The organism is Neisseria sp. S1 (assembly GCF_048060015.1).
Lineage (GTDB): Bacteria > Pseudomonadota > Gammaproteobacteria > Burkholderiales > Neisseriaceae > Neisseria > Neisseria arctica.
Genome location: NZ_JBLUPI010000006.1, coordinates 119224 through 136078 on the forward strand (window position 1 = coordinate 119224; position 16855 = coordinate 136078).

15 protein-coding genes are annotated in these 16855 nt (G+C 46.6%); 3 read left to right on the forward strand and 12 right to left on the reverse strand.

The features are described 5' to 3' along the window. Positions 1-41: 41 nt before the first annotated feature. From ACEPPX_RS06180 to ACEPPX_RS06220, 9 genes are all read right to left on the reverse strand, one after another. Complete coding sequence (locus ACEPPX_RS06180) at positions 42-1559, reverse strand: phospholipase D family protein (protein ID WP_416623407.1); 1518 nt, start codon at positions 1557-1559, stop codon at positions 42-44. Between the two features lie 111 nt (positions 1560-1670). Next, positions 1671-2861, reverse strand: a complete 1191-nt coding sequence (gene coaBC, locus ACEPPX_RS06185; protein WP_416623353.1) for a bifunctional phosphopantothenoylcysteine decarboxylase/phosphopantothenate--cysteine ligase CoaBC — start codon at positions 2859-2861, stop codon at positions 1671-1673. Between the two features lie 251 nt (positions 2862-3112). Further along, entirely contained in the window at positions 3113-3610 is a 498-nt protein-coding gene (locus tag ACEPPX_RS06190; protein WP_416623354.1) for a hypothetical protein, read from the reverse strand. A gap of 195 nt (positions 3611-3805) precedes the next feature. Beyond that, positions 3806-5575 (reverse strand): sodium:solute symporter family protein, encoded by a 1770-nt coding sequence (locus ACEPPX_RS06195; RefSeq protein ID WP_416623355.1) that lies wholly within the window; start codon positions 5573-5575, stop codon positions 3806-3808. Positions 5576-5578: 3 nt separating this feature from the next. After that, positions 5579-5842, reverse strand: coding sequence for a DUF4212 domain-containing protein (locus ACEPPX_RS06200; RefSeq protein ID WP_047761562.1), 264 nt, complete (start codon positions 5840-5842; stop codon positions 5579-5581). 962 nt (positions 5843-6804) lie between these two features. After that, positions 6805-7140, reverse strand: coding sequence for a hypothetical protein (locus tag ACEPPX_RS06205; protein WP_416623356.1), 336 nt, complete (start codon positions 7138-7140; stop codon positions 6805-6807). 119 nt (positions 7141-7259) lie between these two features. After that, positions 7260-7706, reverse strand: a complete 447-nt coding sequence (gene smpB, locus ACEPPX_RS06210) for an SsrA-binding protein SmpB (RefSeq protein ID WP_416623357.1) — start codon at positions 7704-7706, stop codon at positions 7260-7262. Between the two features lie 112 nt (positions 7707-7818). Continuing rightward, positions 7819-8040, reverse strand: a complete 222-nt coding sequence (locus tag ACEPPX_RS06215; protein ID WP_416623358.1) for a DUF1653 domain-containing protein — start codon at positions 8038-8040, stop codon at positions 7819-7821. A 186-nt stretch (positions 8041-8226) separates the two neighbouring features. After that, positions 8227-8430, reverse strand: coding sequence for a cold-shock protein (locus ACEPPX_RS06220; RefSeq protein ID WP_003682902.1), 204 nt, complete (start codon positions 8428-8430; stop codon positions 8227-8229). A 253-nt stretch (positions 8431-8683) separates the two neighbouring features. Between ACEPPX_RS06220 and clpS the strand changes: the two genes are divergently transcribed. Continuing rightward, a complete protein-coding gene (gene clpS / locus ACEPPX_RS06225; RefSeq protein WP_047761566.1) occupies positions 8684-9001 on the forward strand; it encodes an ATP-dependent Clp protease adapter ClpS in 318 nt (105 codons plus the stop codon). Continuing rightward, positions 9002-11284, forward strand: coding sequence for an ATP-dependent Clp protease ATP-binding subunit ClpA (gene clpA / locus ACEPPX_RS06230; protein WP_416623359.1), 2283 nt, complete (start codon positions 9002-9004; stop codon positions 11282-11284). A 169-nt stretch (positions 11285-11453) separates the two neighbouring features. Here clpA and narI read toward each other — a convergent pair whose 3' ends face one another. Genes narI through narH form a run of 3 tightly spaced genes read right to left on the reverse strand, consistent with a single transcriptional unit; the run spans position 11454 to position 14361 of the window. After that, complete coding sequence (gene narI, locus ACEPPX_RS06235) at positions 11454-12137, reverse strand: respiratory nitrate reductase subunit gamma (protein ID WP_047761568.1); 684 nt, start codon at positions 12135-12137, stop codon at positions 11454-11456. Next, positions 12134-12802 (reverse strand): nitrate reductase molybdenum cofactor assembly chaperone, encoded by a 669-nt coding sequence (gene narJ, locus ACEPPX_RS06240; protein WP_416623360.1) that lies wholly within the window; start codon positions 12800-12802, stop codon positions 12134-12136. The genes narI and narJ overlap by 4 nt, the downstream gene beginning before the upstream one ends. Continuing rightward, positions 12802-14361 carry a nitrate reductase subunit beta gene (gene narH / locus ACEPPX_RS06245; RefSeq protein ID WP_416623361.1) on the reverse strand — a complete coding sequence of 520 codons (1560 nt, stop codon included), beginning with the start codon at positions 14359-14361 and terminating at the stop codon, positions 12802-12804. The genes narJ and narH overlap by 1 nt, the downstream gene beginning before the upstream one ends. A gap of 463 nt (positions 14362-14824) precedes the next feature. Between narH and ACEPPX_RS06250 the strand changes: the two genes are divergently transcribed. Further along, positions 14825-16828 (forward strand): LTA synthase family protein, encoded by a 2004-nt coding sequence (locus tag ACEPPX_RS06250; protein ID WP_416623362.1) that lies wholly within the window; start codon positions 14825-14827, stop codon positions 16826-16828. The last annotated feature ends 27 nt before the right edge of the window (positions 16829-16855 follow it).

Below are 16855 nucleotides of genomic sequence, written 5' to 3' on the forward strand. Positions count from 1 at the left end.
TTATTATTCTGCATTATGGAATTCGGCAGCTAGGGTTTTATTTACAACAGTCCTTCGATAGGCAGTATCGATAAAATCTTTACACCCAAACGCCGCCAAAATCCGGCTTCAGGCTCTTTATTAAGGGTTTGGCCACTTTCGGGATCATGCCATTGCAGTTTGCCGTATTGGTTTAAAGTAACTTTATAGGCATATTCAGGGGTGGTGTCGACCAAGGTACGTTGCATGGCCGATGCGATTTGCGGGCTTTCTAAGACGACACCCATTTCCGTATTCAAGCGCGCGGAGCGGGGGTCAAGATTGAGAGAGCCGATAAATACGCGTTGTTTGTCTACGATAAAGGTTTTGGCGTGCAAACTGGTTGCGGAGCTACCCGTTAGGCCGCGGTCGCGTGTGGAAGGTACGGCATGGTTGGGTTTAAGCTCATAGAGCGCTACGCCTGATTCGAGCAGGGGTTTACGGTAGCGGCTGTAGCCGGAATGCACTGCTGCAACATCGGTAGCTTGTAGCGAATTGGTTAACACGGTTACCGCTACATTGTTCCCGCGTAATTTTCGGATAGCCTCCATGCCTGCCTTGGTTGGCACAAAATACGGGGAAACCAAATAAATTTCATGCTGTGGAGACTTGAGCGAATTAGAAATTTTTTCGGCGATGGAGGGTTTGTTGCGGTCACGGTTCAAGCCTTTACCCGGATTATCGCTGATCAATTGGGCTTTGGTATATTGCCACGGCACGCGGTTTGATTCGATAGCGGTTTGTAGGGGCGAGTGTGCCAGATCCGCCCGATAACGCTGCATGATTTGGTTACCCTCATCACTTTGTTCGAGTTCACTTAGTCCTTGAGCGATATCAGCGTGAGGGATAATACGTTCGAGAGGGTAGGATGATTTACTCGCCCAATAACGGTCGAAATCGCGTGAAACATCAGTGACAACGCTGCCGGTGGCGAGAATGTCTAGATCCGCAAATACGGTATCGCCGGCAATATTGAAGTATTCGTCCCCTATATTACGGCCGCCGATGATGGTGGCTTTATTATCTGCCGTAAGGGATTTGTTGTGCATTCGGCGGTTGAGGCGGGGGAAATCGGTTAGGTAGCCGAGTGCCCGCAGCCGACGTGTGGTAAAGGGATTGAAAAGGCGGATTTCGATATTAGGATGTTGGTTTAAGGCTGCTAATAAGTTATCTAGCTTACCGGTATTGTTGTCATCCAATAGCAGGCGTATGCGGACGCCGCGCTCCGCTGCACGGTGCAACATATTGAACAGCAGCTTGCCCGAGATATCGTTCTGCCAGATATAGTATTGCAGATCAAGTGTGTATTGGGCGGAATTAATCAGGGTGGCCCGCGCAACAAAGGCATCATGGGCATCTTCGAGCAGATAAATGCCGGAGAGGTCGGATTCGGTGCCGGAGTGTTTTGGGTTTAATACGGTTTCGATAGCGGGGGCGGCCGGGATATCAAGATAATGGCTTTCACTGCGCCCTTCTAACGAAGGCAGGCTTTGGCAGCCGGTAAGGGCAATACCGCAAATCAAGTATGCCGTATAGAGCAATCCGGATTTACGATTAATATTTTCAGACGGCCTTTTTTGATTCGAGGCCGTCTGAAAAAATAGCGCTGATAAATATTCGGGTAAATAATATTTCAACACGATATGGCGGTTTTATTGGGCTTTTAACACTTGCGCCAATCGTTCGACAATGGCGGCTGCGGCTTCGTTTTTATCAGTTTCCGGCAGGGAGGTTTCATCGTGTTCATCAATAATGGTGATTTGATTGGTAGCTTTTCCCATAGCTTTGGAAACTTCGTTGGCAACGATCATCGGAATACTTTTTTTCAGGCGTTTTGCACGGGCATACGGCAAAACATTTTCGCTTTCGGCTGCAAATCCTACGCAGAAGGGAGCGTTGGGAAGAGCGGCTACCGACGCCAAAATATCGGGGTTCTCGGCCAACTCAATAACGGGAGGCAGGCCGCTGCCGTCTTTTTTTAATTTTTGGACACTGCTGTTTTTCACTTTGTAGTCGGCAACGGCTGAAACAGAAATGAAAACGTCTTGAGCAGATATACGGCTGTGTACGGCTTCATACATGGCTTGGGCACTAACGGCCTCTACGGTTTCGGCCATACCGGAAGGTAAGGCGGTTTGTAGTTGGCCATGAATCAGACTGACTTGCGCACCGGTGGCGCGACATGCGCGTGCTAGGGCGATTCCCATTTGGCCGCTGGAAATATTGGTGATGCCGCGCACGGGATCGATCGCCTCGAAAGTTGCACCGGTAGTGATCAGGATTTTTTTACCCGCCAATATTTTGGGAGTCCAGAGATCGGGAATCAAATCTGCCAGATCCGCCGCTTCGGGCATCCGGCCGATACCGGTTTCGCCGCAAGCCTGTTCGCCTTCAGTCGGTTGGAAAATGGTGATACCGTCTGCTTGCAGTTGGCGGATATTGCGTTGGTTAGCGGGGTTGAACCACATTTCCACATTCATTGCAGGGGCGACAGCCAGCGGGCATTTGCGTGCGGCGGCAAGATTGGTAAGCAGGTTGTCGGCAATGCCGTTGGCGATTTTAGCCAAGGTGTTGGCACTGGCCGGAGCGATGAGGAATACATCGGCATTTCGGGTTAGGTTGATGTGTGCCATACCGTTACCGCCCGATTCTCCTGAATGGGTATCGGCCAAAACAGGATTGCCGCTTAGGGCTTGAAAGGTTAGCGGCGTAACAAATTCTGTTGCCGCTTGGCTCATGGCTACGGTAACTTCGTGTCCTTGCTTTTTCAGCAAGCGTACCAATTCGCAGGATTTGTAGGCGGCAATGCCGCCGGAAATACCGAGTAAAATATGTTTTTTCATATTGGGTAATGGAATGAACTGCAACCGAATGCCGCTTTCTATGTTGGTATGGAGTGCGTGTTTGGTTAAGGTTGCATGCCGTTTGTATTTGTTTTCAGACGGCTTCAAATATAACAGAAATTACCGCTTTTGGCGGTTTATTCTGCTTAAACGGCAGATAGGGGAAATTAAGTGTATTTTGTAAGGGGCGAGAGAAACGAAAAATATGCCGTCTGAAAATATTTCAGACGGCTTTTTGTCCCAACTGCAAATCAGGCAGGGCAAACGGCATTTGCAGTTTTTTCGCTATACGGGGTTTTACCCCATTCTATATCACCTGATTTATTCTCAGGCAAGTTCAGGGTAAGCATTCTGGTACGGCAATTTACCCATACGGGCAAAGTATGGGCACTCATGCGGCGTTCGAAAAAATAAAGATTGGTTTGTATTACCGGAATTTGCTTATCAATAATTTCAGTTTTAGCACTATCCAGCGCAATGAACTTCAGCACTTGAGGGCGGATATACGACCACGGCTTGTAAAATGCAGTTTCAGGTACTTCTGCGACCACTTGTACGGTTTCCGGTAGAAGAGCGCGGGTATGGGCAAACCAGGTGTATTCGCTGTGCACTTGAAAAGCCAGCATACCCAAGCCGGCAGCGGCGGGGACGGACCACTTAGGCAGCCGTTTGAATACCAGTTTCAGCAGCATTACCAGCCCGGCAGCGCCAAGTGCGGCAGATAATGTGGCAATAAATTCCCAAATCATGCGTTTCCCTTTTGTGGTTTGAAATTTTCATTAATTGGCGTTTTTCGATACGCCTGTGATCGTGTTAAGGCAGATACCCAAAATAAAAAAGAGGCATTCTAAAGGTTTGGTTACGGTGCATCACTTTTATCTTGAACAACTGTTTTTCGAGGTAAATAGTTTGGGCTTCCTTGATTGGGAAGCCCAAACATGGGATTAGTGGTCGATGGCTTGGCCAGCGCCGCGCGGATAGCGTACGCTTTCTACCAAGTCTTGAACCTCTTGCGGCGGTTCTTTACCCATCATGGATACCACAAATGCCACAGCGAAGTTAATCAATGCCCCTACTGCGCCAAACGACAGTGGTGAAATTCCGAACAGCCAATTGGCTTCTACATTTTCAAAGGTATTGGTGCCTGGAATAAAGAACCAGCCCAGATACAGGAAAATGTAAACGCTGGTGGAAATCAAACCTGCCAACATACCGGCGGTTGCACCTTTGTCGTTGATGCGTTTTGAGAAAATACCCATCATCAATGCAGGGAAAATTGATGCGGCTGCAATACCGAAGGCAAGTGCGACTACTTGTGCGGCAAAGCCCGGCGGGTTGATACCCAACCAAGTGGCAACCACAATCGCAATCGTCATTGATACGCGGGCAGCCAATAGTTCGCCTTTTTCGCTGATGTCGGGTTTGAGGGTTTTCTTGATTAAGTCGTGGGAAATAGCCGAAGAGATGGCCAATAGCAAACCGGCGGCGGTAGAAAGTGCAGCTGCCAAACCACCGGCGGCAATCAGGCCGATAACCCAACCCGGAAGATTGGCAATTTCGGGATTGGCCAGTACCAAGATATCGTTGTTTACGGTCAACTCGTTGCCTTGCCAGCCGCGTTCTTTTGCCACGGCAGAGAAAGCTTCGGATTTATCGTTGTAATACTGGATTTTGCCGTCGCCGTTTTTATCCTCAAATTTAAGCAGGCCGGTGTGTTCCCAAGTTTCCATCCAACCCGGGCGTGCGGTGTAATCGATTGGTGCTGACTGCGTACCTTGCGGGTAAATGGTATCTACCAAGTTGATACGTGCCATAGAACCGACTGCCGGAGCAGTAGTATAGAGCAGGGCGATAAATACCAATGCCCAACCTGCCGAAGAGCGTGCATCGGATACTTTAGGTACGGTGAAGAAACGAATGATTACATGCGGCAAACCTGCAGTACCGATCATTAGCGACAAAGTAAACAGGAACATATTTAATTTGTTTGGAATGTCTGCAGTGTAAGAGGTAAAGCCCAAGTCGGTGACGACTGCATCCAGTTTTTGCAGAAGCGGCATGCCTGAAGCCGACTCATTGCTGAATAATCCCAAAGGAGGAATCGGATTGCCGGTCAGTTGCAGGGAAATAAATACGGCAGGGATGGTATACGCGATAATCAATACGACATACTGGGCCACTTGGGTGTAGGTAATCCCTTTCATACCGCCTAATACCGTATAAAACAGTACCACTACTGCCGCGATAATCAGTCCTGTCGTGCTGTCTACTTCTAAAAAGCGTGAGAAAGCCACGCCGGCGCCTGTCATTTGACCGATTACATAAGTGGTTGAAGCCATAATCAAACAGGCTACAGCTACTAAGCGCGCAGTACGGCTGTAAAAACGGTCTCCGATAAAGTCCGGTACGGTAAATTTACCGAATTTACGCAGGTAGGGAGCCAACAGCAATGCCAGCAGTACGTAGCCGCCTGTCCAGCCCATCAGATAGGCTGACGCCGCATAACCGTTCATAGCCAGCAGGCCCGCCATTGAAATGAATGAAGCAGCACTCATCCAGTCGGCAGCGGTTGCCATACCGTTCAATACGGGATGAACCCCGCCGCCCGCTACATAAAATTCTTTGGTAGAACCTGCCCGCGCCCAAATAGCGATACCGAAGTAAAGTGCGAAAGAGGCCCCCACGAAAATAAGATTGATGACAAATTGACTCATGGTTTATTCCTCGCTAACGCCGAATTCTTCATCTAGTTTGTTCATACGCCAAGAGTAGAAGAAAATGATTCCGATGAAGGCCAAAATTGACCCTTGTTGGGCAAACCAGAATCCCAAATCTGTCCCGCCGATTTGAATGCCGGAGAGAAGAGGACGTAATACGATACCAAATCCGTAAGAGCACAAAGCCCAGATTATCAGGCAAATGACGATAATCCGGAGATTTGCTTTCCAGTAACCGGATGCGTCATGTTGGTGTGTCGACATGATTTATCTCCTTTGTAATTGTAATGTAGTATTTATGTTTTCAGACGGCCTTCTGTTTACCGAAATGAAGCAAAAAACGGTAAATTGTAGGGATAAGCCTGTTTTATCAGTGATCCTCAGCTTTCTTGATATTGAGAACACTAAATTCAGAATAACATAATTTTTTTACTTTGCAATGAAATGTAAAGCTTGAAAGTGAAATTTTGCTCTAGAAAATGTATCAATCTAATTCTTAAAAATCATGATGATAAAGTTTGAATAATTTTTCATATCGCATAAATCAGAATTTCAGATGGCCTGCTTAAGGTATTATTGTGAAAAAACGTTAATATGTTGGCGTGTCATATTACAGGTTGCAAATTGCGATACATAAATCATTTGGAAAGGGTATTAGGTAAGATGATTTATTAAAAAAATTAAATAAACCATATGCTTAAAAATTTTAAGAAAGATGAGGAGAGTGTGTGCCACATAAAAAAAGCTATAGTTGGTGGGAAAGCTGTACTTAGGTTATCAATATATGCAGAAGTTGGCTGTTGATAGTATGGTTGTAGAAGTGTTTTTGGCGGAATAAAAAAAGATTTGAATTGTTAAGGTATAAATACAGTGTTTGAAAAAATGAAAAAATTTTTCATTTGTTGATGGGTAAGGTTGGAAATATCACGAATATTTTATTGTTTCGGGATTGGCTAGGCAGGGTTTAGCAGCACATTACCGCCATTGTGCCAAAGTAATCAAGAGAGGCCGTCTGAAATTTTCAGACGGCCTCTCTCTTGATGGTTAATCATAAACATGAGCTTGATTTGTGTTTAATAACATTATTGCTTAATCCGTATTTAGATAAAGGATAAAGAATGTATCAAGAATATATAAGTTATTTGGTAGGAGTGATAAATATTTAAGGCTGCCTATGTTGAATTTAGGCAGCCTTACAAGGATCAGGATAATAAATATGGGTGATTTTACTGAATCTGCTTCGGCATTTTATAAGGAATCAGGCTGCTTCGTGAAAGTAGTAACAGACAGCCCAGTAGCATCATACCCAAGGCAACCAGCGGAGAATATGAAAGTAAATAATGACTTTTTATATAAACGGCAATACCGATATAAACCAAGAGCGGGCTTGCTACGATAGATTGTTTGTTGATACCGTCCATGATGAGAACAATAATGCCGGCTAAAGCCAAAGCCATCGCAACCAAAGTAGTGGTAGCAGGTAGGATACCGGTAGTTTTTAAAAACCAAAGAGCGCCGGCAATGATTAGAAACAAGGGAAAAAATAAAGATGGCTGAGGCATTATTGTGATCCGAGGGCAAGATTTCAGACGGCTTTATTATTATCAGGCAAAAGCCACCTGAAAAGAAAAAATGCCGGGTATTGCGCGTTTTTACTTTTGCTTACGACAAATGTGGCAGATTAGCGCACATTTTTCATTAACCGCTGTTTCTCGCGTTTCCAATCAGCCTCTTTCATGCTCTGACGTTTGTCATGTTGTTTTTTACCTTTGGCCAAGCCAATATCCATTTTGATATTGCCGCGGTGGTAATGCATATTTAATGGCACAATGGTGTAACCCGCGCGCTCGGTTTTACCTATTAATTTATTGATTTCAGATTGGTTAAGTAGGAGTTTCCGTTGGCGTACCGGGTCGGGTTTAACGTGGGTAGAGGCGGTGGGCAGCGCGGTAATATGGCAACCGACCAGATAAAATGCCCCACGTTTCCAATGGATATAACTTTCTTTTAGTTGTACCCGTCCTGCGCGTATGGCTTTAACTTCCCAGCCTTCCAACACAAGGCCGGCTTGGATTTGTTCTTCGATGAAATAATCGTGGAAGGCTTTTTTGTTATTAGCGATGCTCATTTTTGATGACTTATCAATATTTCAGACGGCTATTTTAGCAGAAATAGCCGTCTGAAACAGAAGAGAATGCGGATAGGGGTGAATAGATAAAATCTGTTAGTCCGAATAGGCCTTAAAAAGTTTTGATGCACGCAAAACGCGGGGTAACAAGGCCTTCGTGGGTGATATTTTCGGCGAACATGGCCAAAGGGCGTATCCAAAGTCCGTATTCGCCGTAAAGCGCACGATAAACCACCATGATTTCTTCGTTTTCGGAATGTCGGGCTGTGCCGATCACTTCATATAATTGACCTTTGTAGTGGCGGTAGATGCCGGGACGGATGCTGTGATTCATAGATAAATAGGTTGCTTGGAACGGAGGAAGGTCGGACGGTAACTATCTGCCGAGCAGGCAGTTGGGAAGAGGTAATGCTGTAGTATTGGTTAATTAATAAAACGAAATAGCCGTCTGAAAATGTAAAATGGCAGGTTGGAAAACCCGCCATGATGCTTGCAATCGGCAGAACCGACTCAATATATATTAAGCAGCTTGAATGTTAGCAGCTTGTTTGCCTTTAGGGCCGGTGGTTACGTCGAAAGATACGCGTTGGCCTTCTTTCAGGGTTTTGAAACCATCCATATTGATTGCAGAGAAATGAGCGAACAAATCTTCGCCGCCTTCGTCCGGAGTGATAAAACCAAAACCTTTAGCGTCGTTAAACCATTTAACAATACCGGTTGCCATTGAACTTCCCTATACTAAAAAAATTAACAAAATACAGCAAAATGCGGCAAGGCTGACCAACGTAAAAGTTTCGAGTTTCTCCCAAACTATAAACTATTATGCTTTGTACTGCATGCCTTGTTTCTGCGTACTTCACGTTTTACCTTTGTTAATGGGGATAGTCAAGTAATGTTTGGGAAAAAGCTCGAATTTTATTAAAATGGCAAAAAATACAACATAAACCACTTTAAATTTGTTGGAAAAGATTTCATATATGGGACAAATACGTACGTCCGGTCAAGGCACGCCCCAAGTCAAAGATGCCGATGCCAAGCTCACGCCGCCGAAGAAATACGGGGTTTTTTTAGTGAACGATGATTACACCCCGATGGATTTCGTGGTGAAAATTTTGACAGAGGTTTTTCTATTGGCCGAGAATCGGGCGGTTGCCATTATGTTGATGGTACATCATGAAGGCAAAGGCCTTTGCGGCGTTTACACCCGTGATATTGCGGAAACCAAAAAACAGCAGGTAATGCAGCGTGCGCGTCGTGAGGAATACCCCCTAATGTGCACGGTAGAGGAGGTTTGAATGATTTCAGCGGAGTTAGAACGAATTTTGCAGCATGTTTATGCAGATGCGCGTGCCCGGAAGTATGAATTGATCGGGTTGGAGCATTTGCTGTTGGTATTGCTGGAGCAAAGCGAAGATGTTGGCGGCCTGCTGCGCCAATGCGGGGTAAATTGCGAGCTGCTCTCTGAGCAATTAATCAGCAGTATGGTTGAAAATACACCGGTGCTGCCCGAAGGCTTGATAGAAACGACCGAAACTCAGCCTACAATCGGTTTCCAACGTGTTTTACAACGTGCGCTTGTGCATGCGCAAGCGGCCGATAAGCGTGAGGTTTATCCCCTGGATATCCTAGTGGCGTTGATGAGTGAGAACGATAGTCCGGCTGTGTATTTTTTGAATCTGCAGTCGGTAAACCGTTACGATATTTTGAGTGCGATTGCACATGGTCCTAGTGAAGGTCCCGCGTATCGTGGCGGGGATAGCGCACATTCGGATGACGACAAAGAGCAGAATCAAGCCGATGCACTTTCAAACTATACCTTGAACTTAAATGCCGAAGCCTTGGCAGGAAGAATAGATCCCTTAATCGGCCGTAAGCATGAAATGGAACGGTTGGTACAGGTATTGTGTCGTCGCCGTAAAAACAATCCCTTATTGGTTGGTGAGGCCGGTGTGGGGAAAACAGCTTTGGCCGAAGGCTTGGCCTATCAGATTGTGCACGGACAAGTGCCGGAGACGCTTAAAGGCGCCGTTGTGTTTGCGTTGGATATGGGCGCTTTGTTGGCGGGAACAAAATACCGGGGTGATTTCGAATCGCGCATTAAAGCCGTATTGAAGGCTTTGGCGTCGATAGAGCATGCGGTTTTGTTTGTTGATGAAATTCATACTATTATCGGGGCGGGCAGCGTATCGGGCGGTACGATGGATGCTTCCAATTTATTGAAGCCGGCATTGGCTAAAGGCCAATTGCGCTGTATCGGAGCAACCACTTATGATGAATACCGCACTATTTTCGACAAAGACCATGCGCTAAGCCGCCGTTTTCAAAAAATCGATATTGCCGAACCGACTGTACCTGAAACGGTGCAGATTTTGCGCGGGTTGAAGCCGATGTTTGAAGATTTTCACCAAGTGCGCTATACCCAATCTGCCTTAGAAGCCGCCGCAGAATTGTCGGCCCGCTATATCAACGAGCGTTTTTTGCCGGATAAGGCGATTGATGTCATGGACGAAGCAGGGGCGGCACAACGCATTTTGCCCAAATCTAAGCAGAAAAAAGTAATCGGTAAGACACAGATTGAAGCCGTGATTGCCAAAGTGGCACGTGTTCCCGAAAAGACTGTTTCTCATGATGACAAGCAGGTTTTACAGTTTCTTGCCCGTGATTTGAAAAACATGGTATTCGGGCAGGATGCCGCAATCGATGCTTTGGCTTCGGCGGTTAAAATGTCCCGTTCCGGTTTGGGATTGCCTGATAAGCCGATCGGTAGTTTTTTATTCTCGGGTCCTACGGGGGTGGGTAAAACCGAAGTGGCGAAGCAGTTGGCTTTTTCGTTGGGCGTACCTTTGCAACGCTTTGATATGTCGGAATATATGGAACGCCATGCAGTGTCGCGTTTGATCGGTTCGCCTCCCGGTTATGTCGGATTCGAGCAGGGCGGTTTGTTGACGGAAGCCGTTAATAAGCAACCCTATTGCGTATTGCTGTTGGACGAAATTGAAAAAGCGCATCCTGATATTTTCAATGTGCTTTTGCAGGTAATGGATCACGGAAAGTTAACCGATAACAACGGCAAGAGTGCTGATTTCCGCAATGTGGTATTGATTATGACCACCAATGCGGGGGCAGAGGGGCTCAGTAAACCTACCGTTGGTTTTACCGGCAAGCGTGAGCGTGGTGATGAAATGCAGGCAATCAATAAGCTCTTTACGCCTGAATTCCGCAACCGCTTGGATGCGGTGATTCCGTTTGCACCGCTTACCGAGCCTGTGATTGCCAAAGTGGTGGATAAATTTCTGCTTCAGCTTGAACAACAGTTGTTGGAACGAAAAGTGGAGGCGGAGTTTACCCCGGCATTGCGTGCATATCTGGCAGAAAAAGGTTTTGATCCGCAAATGGGCGCAAGACCGATGAACCGCTTGATTCAGGAGAAAATCCGCAAAACGTTGGCAGATGAATTGCTGTTCGGCCGTTTGACTGAAGGCGGTTATGTGAGTATTGATTGGAATGCCAAAAAAGAAGAAGTGGTGCTGAAGTTTAAAAAGCCTGCCCGTAAAAAAGCCGAAACCGCCGCAGTGTGAAATGATTGCTGGCTTCGCTTGGTAGGAAAATAAGGCCGTCTGAAATATGGGTCTTTCGGATACTGAGTAATTTGTAAGTGATGCTTGTCAATTATATGTTTTTATTAAAACAACGCCGTTTGAAATATTTTCAGACGGCGTTTTGTTTATACCGGAAGGTATATCGGGTTTAGCGGCGGCGTACCAGCTGCCATGCGCGGGTAAGATAGGTTACGCTGGCAAAGCCGCTCCAAACATGAACCATACGCGTGAAAGGGAAGATGGCGAAGAAAGTCATCCCCATAAAGATATGCGCTTTAAATAGGAAATTGGCATCAGCGATGTAGTCGGCAGCCGCTCCGCGGAAAGTAACGATATGCTGGGCCCATTTCATCAGTAAGACCATTTCATGACCGTCGGTATGCTGCATGCTCACAAAAATCGTGCACAAACCAAGCAAAAGAGTGACTAAAATCCAGATTAATACCAGTTTGTCGCGCCAGTTTGAGTTGGCGGCCAAACGGTCGCATTTGAAGCGGCGGTTGATTAGGATAATCAAGCCTGCTAATGCGGTAAGGCCGAAGATACCGCCCATCAGCATGGCGAAAATTTGTTTGGCACCATGGCTGACACCGATAAAATCCCAAAACCATAAGGGCGTGAGCAGGCCGAACAGGTGGCCGAAAAAAACTGCCAAAATACCGACATGGAACAAAATATTGCCTAAGCGAAGCTGCCCTGCATAGAGTAATTGGCTGGAATCGCTTTTCCAAGTGTATTGTTCGCGGTCGAAACGGATAAGACTGCCCAGAAAGAAAATAGCCAGACAGATATAAGGGTAGATGCCGAATAAGAATTGGTTCAGCGTATTCATGATACTGCTCCTTTGACTGCGGCGGTATACGCAGATTTGGGGTAAAACTGTATGGTGTCGGTGGCGGGTTTCAGTAATGGTTCCTGTCCGCTGATATCGGGGCCGAAGGTTTCCATGGCTTCGTCCATGTCGCGTACGGGCGGTTCGATAAGCGGTTGTGGCGCTACCGGGCTGAGTGCACTTAAGGCCTGCAATAGCACGGCGTAAGGAGAACCCGAAGCCTCGAGCTTTTTGCCGATATGGGCAATAACGTGCACGGCGTCACCCAGTAGTTTTTGTGCTTTATCGGCTTCGATATGAGCGAAGAATTCCAATAAAACGGGAAGGTAGTCGGGTAGTTCGTTGCTCTCGAGCGTGAAACCGCCGTTGCGGTATTCTTCCAGTAAATCCACCATAGCCGATCCGCGGCCGCGGTCTTCTCCGTAAACATGTTCGAAGATATACAGCGCATGATTACGGTTTTGGTCAAATGTGCGCACATAGTTTTGTTGCAGTTCAATCAACGTATTGTTACGCAGGTAATCCAGAAAATTTTGTAGCTGGGGCTGTGCTGCCAGTGCAGGCGTTTCCGACAAGGCCGTCTGAAACTCGGGTAAGGCGTCGATGAGTTCGGCTTCGGGATAGCACAACAGCGCCGAAAACCATTGGTATTCGCGGTTGAGCATCAGCGTACTCCTTTATCGCGGTTGTTTTTTAGAAACTCGCGGTGGTCGTGGAATACAATCGGCGTACCTTTTCGTTTGCCGAACAGGCTTTCTTCTGTGGAGCCACCCGAGCAGCCGTTGCCGAAGGTAAAGCCGCAGCTTGCTTTGTCGTCAAAACTGTTTTCAACCAATTCTTTGTGGGAAGAAGGTACGACAAAGCGGTCTTCGTAATTGGCAATCGCCATAATCTGATACATATCCTCTACCATTGCGGGCGTAAGGCCTGTACCCGACAAGGTTTCTTCCAAGGTTTCGCCGTGAACGGTTTGGCCACGTTTGTAACGGCGCATGGCGATCATGCGTTCTAATGCTTCTTTAATCGGCTCTACTTTGCCGGCGGTCAGCAGGTTGGCGAGATAGCGCAAGGGAATGCGCATTTCGTCCACGCTCGGAATGATGCCGTTTTCACCGACTAAACCGTTTTCAATAGCAGATTGAATGGGTGAGAGCGGCGGGATGTACCAAACCATGGGGAGTGTGCGGTATTCAGGGTGCAGCGGGAAGGCGACTTTCCATTCCATCGCCATTTTGTACACGGGTGATTTTTTAGCGGCATCCAGCCAGCTTTGGCTGATACCTTGTTTTAGGGCCTCGCGTTGTACTTCCGGATCATGCGGGTTTAGGAACACGCCCAGTTGCTGTTCGTATAGGTCTTGAGGATTTTCTACGGAAGCGGCTTGCTCGATTTTATCGGCGTCATACAGCAGGACGCCCAGATAGCGGATACGGCCTACGCAGGTTTCTGAACACACGGTGGGTTGGCCGCTTTCGATACGCGGATAGCAGAAAGTACATTTTTCGGCTTTGCCCGAAGTCCAGTTGTAGTAGATTTTTTTATACGGGCAGCCGGATACGCACATCCGCCAGCCGCGGCATTTGTCTTGGTCGATGAGTACGATACCGTCGTCTTCGCGTTTGTAGATGCTGCCTGAAGGGCAAGAGGCGATACAGGTAGGGTTGAGGCAGTGTTCGCACAGGCGCGGAAGGTACATCATGAAGGTTTGTTCGAACGCGGCATACATTTCTTTTTGTATGCCTTCGAACAATACGTCGCGACCGCGTTTTTCAAATTCGCCCGCCAAATCATCTTCCCAGTTCGGGCCCCATTCGATTTTGTCCATCTTTTTACCGGTTAGTACCGAAACCGGGCGGGCGGTAGGCGGTGTAGTCATTTCCGGTGCGTTTTGCAGATGTTCGTAATCAAAGGTAAATGGCTCGTAGTAGTCGTCTATCTGCGGCATGTTGGGGTTGGCAAAGATGTTGGCGAGGATTTTCAGTTTTCCGCCTTGTTTGGGTACCAGTTTGCCGTCGGGCTTGCGCACCCAGCCGCCGTTCCATTTTTCTTGGTCTTCCCAGTTTTTCGGAAAGCCGATGCCGGGTTTGGTTTCGACGTTGTTGAACCACGCGTATTCGACACCGTCGCGCGATGTCCATACGTTTTTGCAGGTAACTGAGCAAGTATGGCAGCCGATACATTTGTCGAGGTTCAGAACCATGCCGACTTGTGCTCTGATTTTCATGGTGCGTTCCTTATGTATTTTGTTCTCAAACGGATTTTATTTGTTTGGTATAAAAAACGTTTGAAAGGAGAAATGGATTTTTATGGCTAGGATATTAAAGGAGCGGGTGCGATAAACATATGCGTCAAAAGCGCAGCGGCTAAGGGCAAAGTGAGGGGGAGGCGTAGGCGAATAGCTTAGTAAAAAATAATTCTTTAGGAGGAGGGGAGCGTTATACGATAGGCTGAGGAATAAAACTGCCGAGACAAAAAGGGCGGCCTGGCCAATAGCACCCTTATATTCGGCTTCTGGACCATGCCGATGACAGATTGTTTAGTTGCTTAAAAAAATAAAATTTTATTTTTAAATAATATTTTTCAGACGGCCTATTTAATTCGGCCTAAAAAGTATTTATTTGATTTCACTTTTCGCAGGTATTAAACTTTGGCGTTTAAATATTAATGCGGTTGGGGGATTTCGTTTGATGCGTTGGCTTTATTATAAAAATATTCTTAAAAACTGCTTGATTTTTTGGTGTGCGGTTTTTGCTTTGTTTATGCTTGAACGAGCTGCTTTTTTATGGTGGTTTGTTTCAGATGGCATCAGAAAACAATATAGCGGTGATTTGCCGGCGTTATTTTTAAAGGGCGGTTTGTTTGATATCAAAATCGCTTCTATTTTAACTATATTGCCTTTTCTACTTGGTTTGTTCAGTTTGATACATACCAAGACTTTGCAGCTTTATTCTAAAGTGCAACCGGTTTTGCTCGCCATTTTATTCGCCTTGGTGTTCGGGTTTGTAGTTGGAAATTGGTTTTATTTCGGCGTGTATGGCAATCAGTTTGATGTGTTTGTTTTCGGATTGTTTGATGAAGATACAAAAGCGGTATTGCATACGATATGGTCGGATTATCCGGTGATTTCGGGTGGTTTGGCCGTAGTAGCGGCGGGATATTTGTTTGGTAAACTGATAACGCGCATCCGCTTTGTCAAGAATGACGATATTCCTTTGGGTAAAGCAGGATGGTTGGTTTTGATTTTATTGCCAATTCTCTTATTGGCAGCGGGTTCGAGGGGATCACTAGGGAAATTTCCTTTGCGCAAATCAGCCGCACAGGTTTCTGCTACTCCCGAAATCAATAAATTAGTACCTAATGCTTTGGTATCTTTGGATTGGGCGGTTAAAGAATATCGCAACAGCAGCCATTTTGAGGCAGTGTCGGATGAAGAAGGCATAGAAATTATCAGCCGGCTACTCAACCGGCCGGCTTCCGCCGATTTGAAGCAGTTTGACAGCATCACGTCTAAAAATCCCGCAGTTGAGCGGCATAAACCGAATGTCGTATTTGCGGTTATGGAAAGCATGGGAACGCATCTGCTTGGTTTTGATAAAGAAAACCGTGATTTATTGGGTTCGCTCAGGCCGCATTGGAAAGAGGATTGGGTTTATTTGAAATTCGTTTCGGAGGGGGACGGCACCAGCGACAGTTTGCACCGTTTTTTTGTGCGAAGCCCGAGATTGGATTTGAGCCAATCAACTGCCAAAAACAAAAACTTCCCGACCAATATGTTCAAGCCGTACTTGGATGCGGGTTATAAAGTCGTATATATCACGGCGGGTAACGGAGGTTGGCGTGATTTCGATCAGTTTTTGCGCCATTTGGGCGTAACGGAATTTGTAGACGAAAATACTTTGAAAAAAAGATACCCTGAAGCCAAGTCGGACACTTGGGGCGTACCGGATGAATTTATGTTCCGTTATGCTGCAGACGAACTCAAGCAGGCTCGGGTAACAGGCAAACCGGTATTTATTATGATGCTTTCCGTTACCAACCATCCGCCTTATCTTTTGCCGGAGGGGCAGCCGAGAATGAATTTCACGTTGGATGAAACCGAGCGCAAACGTTTGGCAGGGCTGGAAAAAAGCGGTGAATTAAATGAAATATTGAATACGTTCCGCTATAGTAACGATCAATTGGGGCGGTTTGTTTCCGTCGTAAAAAAAGAAGCACCCGATACGATTGTTGCCGCCACGGGCGATCATAATATGCGTGCCGTCGGTTATGCCGAAGCTGCGGAAGCCGCTTTGGGGCATGCGGTGCCGTTCTATCTGTATGTACCTCAGGCTTACAGAAATGAGGCGGTTTACCACCCAGAGCGTGCAGGATCGCACAAAGATATATTGCCTACGCTTTATGAGTTGAGCCTCTCTCAAGTACATTATTATCAAACCGGCTGCAACTTAACGGCTAAAGAACCTGCTTCTCCGTGGTGCGGTTATGGTTACAATACGGAAGTTATTCTTACTAACGAAGGTTTCTATCATCAGGGTAGTCAGGAATTCCGTTTGTGGAATGGGCAGGGAGCTTTATCTGCCGATACGCAAGCTGTACAGCCCGGGGCGGAGAGTATGGCGCAAATTAACAAAGCCCGATCTTATACCCCTTTCTTGAATTGGCAGATTAACCGTATCGTGACAACTGAGTAGTCTGGTATTGGAGAGGTTTTCATAAAC

Excerpts from the sequence above, each read along its gene's own strand:
- coaBC (WP_416623353.1), bottom strand. The coding sequence starts at position 2,861 with ATGAAAAAACATATTTTACTCGGTATTTCCGGCGGCATTGCCGCCTAC.
- ACEPPX_RS06195 (WP_416623355.1), bottom strand. The coding sequence starts at position 5,575 with ATGAGTCAATTTGTCATCAATCTTATTTTCGTGGGGGCCTCTTTCGCA.
- narJ (WP_416623360.1), bottom strand. The coding sequence starts at position 12,802 with ATGCTCAACCGCGAATACCAATGGTTTTCGGCGCTGTTGTGCTATCCC.
- ACEPPX_RS06200 (WP_047761562.1), bottom strand. The coding sequence starts at position 5,842 with ATGTCGACACACCAACATGACGCATCCGGTTACTGGAAAGCAAATCTC.
- ACEPPX_RS06190 (WP_416623354.1), bottom strand. The coding sequence starts at position 3,610 with ATGATTTGGGAATTTATTGCCACATTATCTGCCGCACTTGGCGCTGCC.
- clpA (WP_416623359.1), top strand. The coding sequence starts at position 9,002 with ATGATTTCAGCGGAGTTAGAACGAATTTTGCAGCATGTTTATGCAGAT.
- narI (WP_047761568.1), bottom strand. The coding sequence starts at position 12,137 with ATGAATACGCTGAACCAATTCTTATTCGGCATCTACCCTTATATCTGT.
- ACEPPX_RS06205 (WP_416623356.1), bottom strand. The coding sequence starts at position 7,140 with ATGCCTCAGCCATCTTTATTTTTTCCCTTGTTTCTAATCATTGCCGGC.
- smpB (WP_416623357.1), bottom strand. The coding sequence starts at position 7,706 with ATGAGCATCGCTAATAACAAAAAAGCCTTCCACGATTATTTCATCGAA.
- narH (WP_416623361.1), bottom strand. The coding sequence starts at position 14,361 with ATGAAAATCAGAGCACAAGTCGGCATGGTTCTGAACCTCGACAAATGT.
- clpS (WP_047761566.1), top strand. The coding sequence starts at position 8,684 with ATGGGACAAATACGTACGTCCGGTCAAGGCACGCCCCAAGTCAAAGAT.
- ACEPPX_RS06250 (WP_416623362.1), top strand. The coding sequence starts at position 14,825 with ATGCGTTGGCTTTATTATAAAAATATTCTTAAAAACTGCTTGATTTTT.
- ACEPPX_RS06220 (WP_003682902.1), bottom strand. The coding sequence starts at position 8,430 with ATGGCAACCGGTATTGTTAAATGGTTTAACGACGCTAAAGGTTTTGGT.
- ACEPPX_RS06215 (WP_416623358.1), bottom strand. The coding sequence starts at position 8,040 with ATGAATCACAGCATCCGTCCCGGCATCTACCGCCACTACAAAGGTCAA.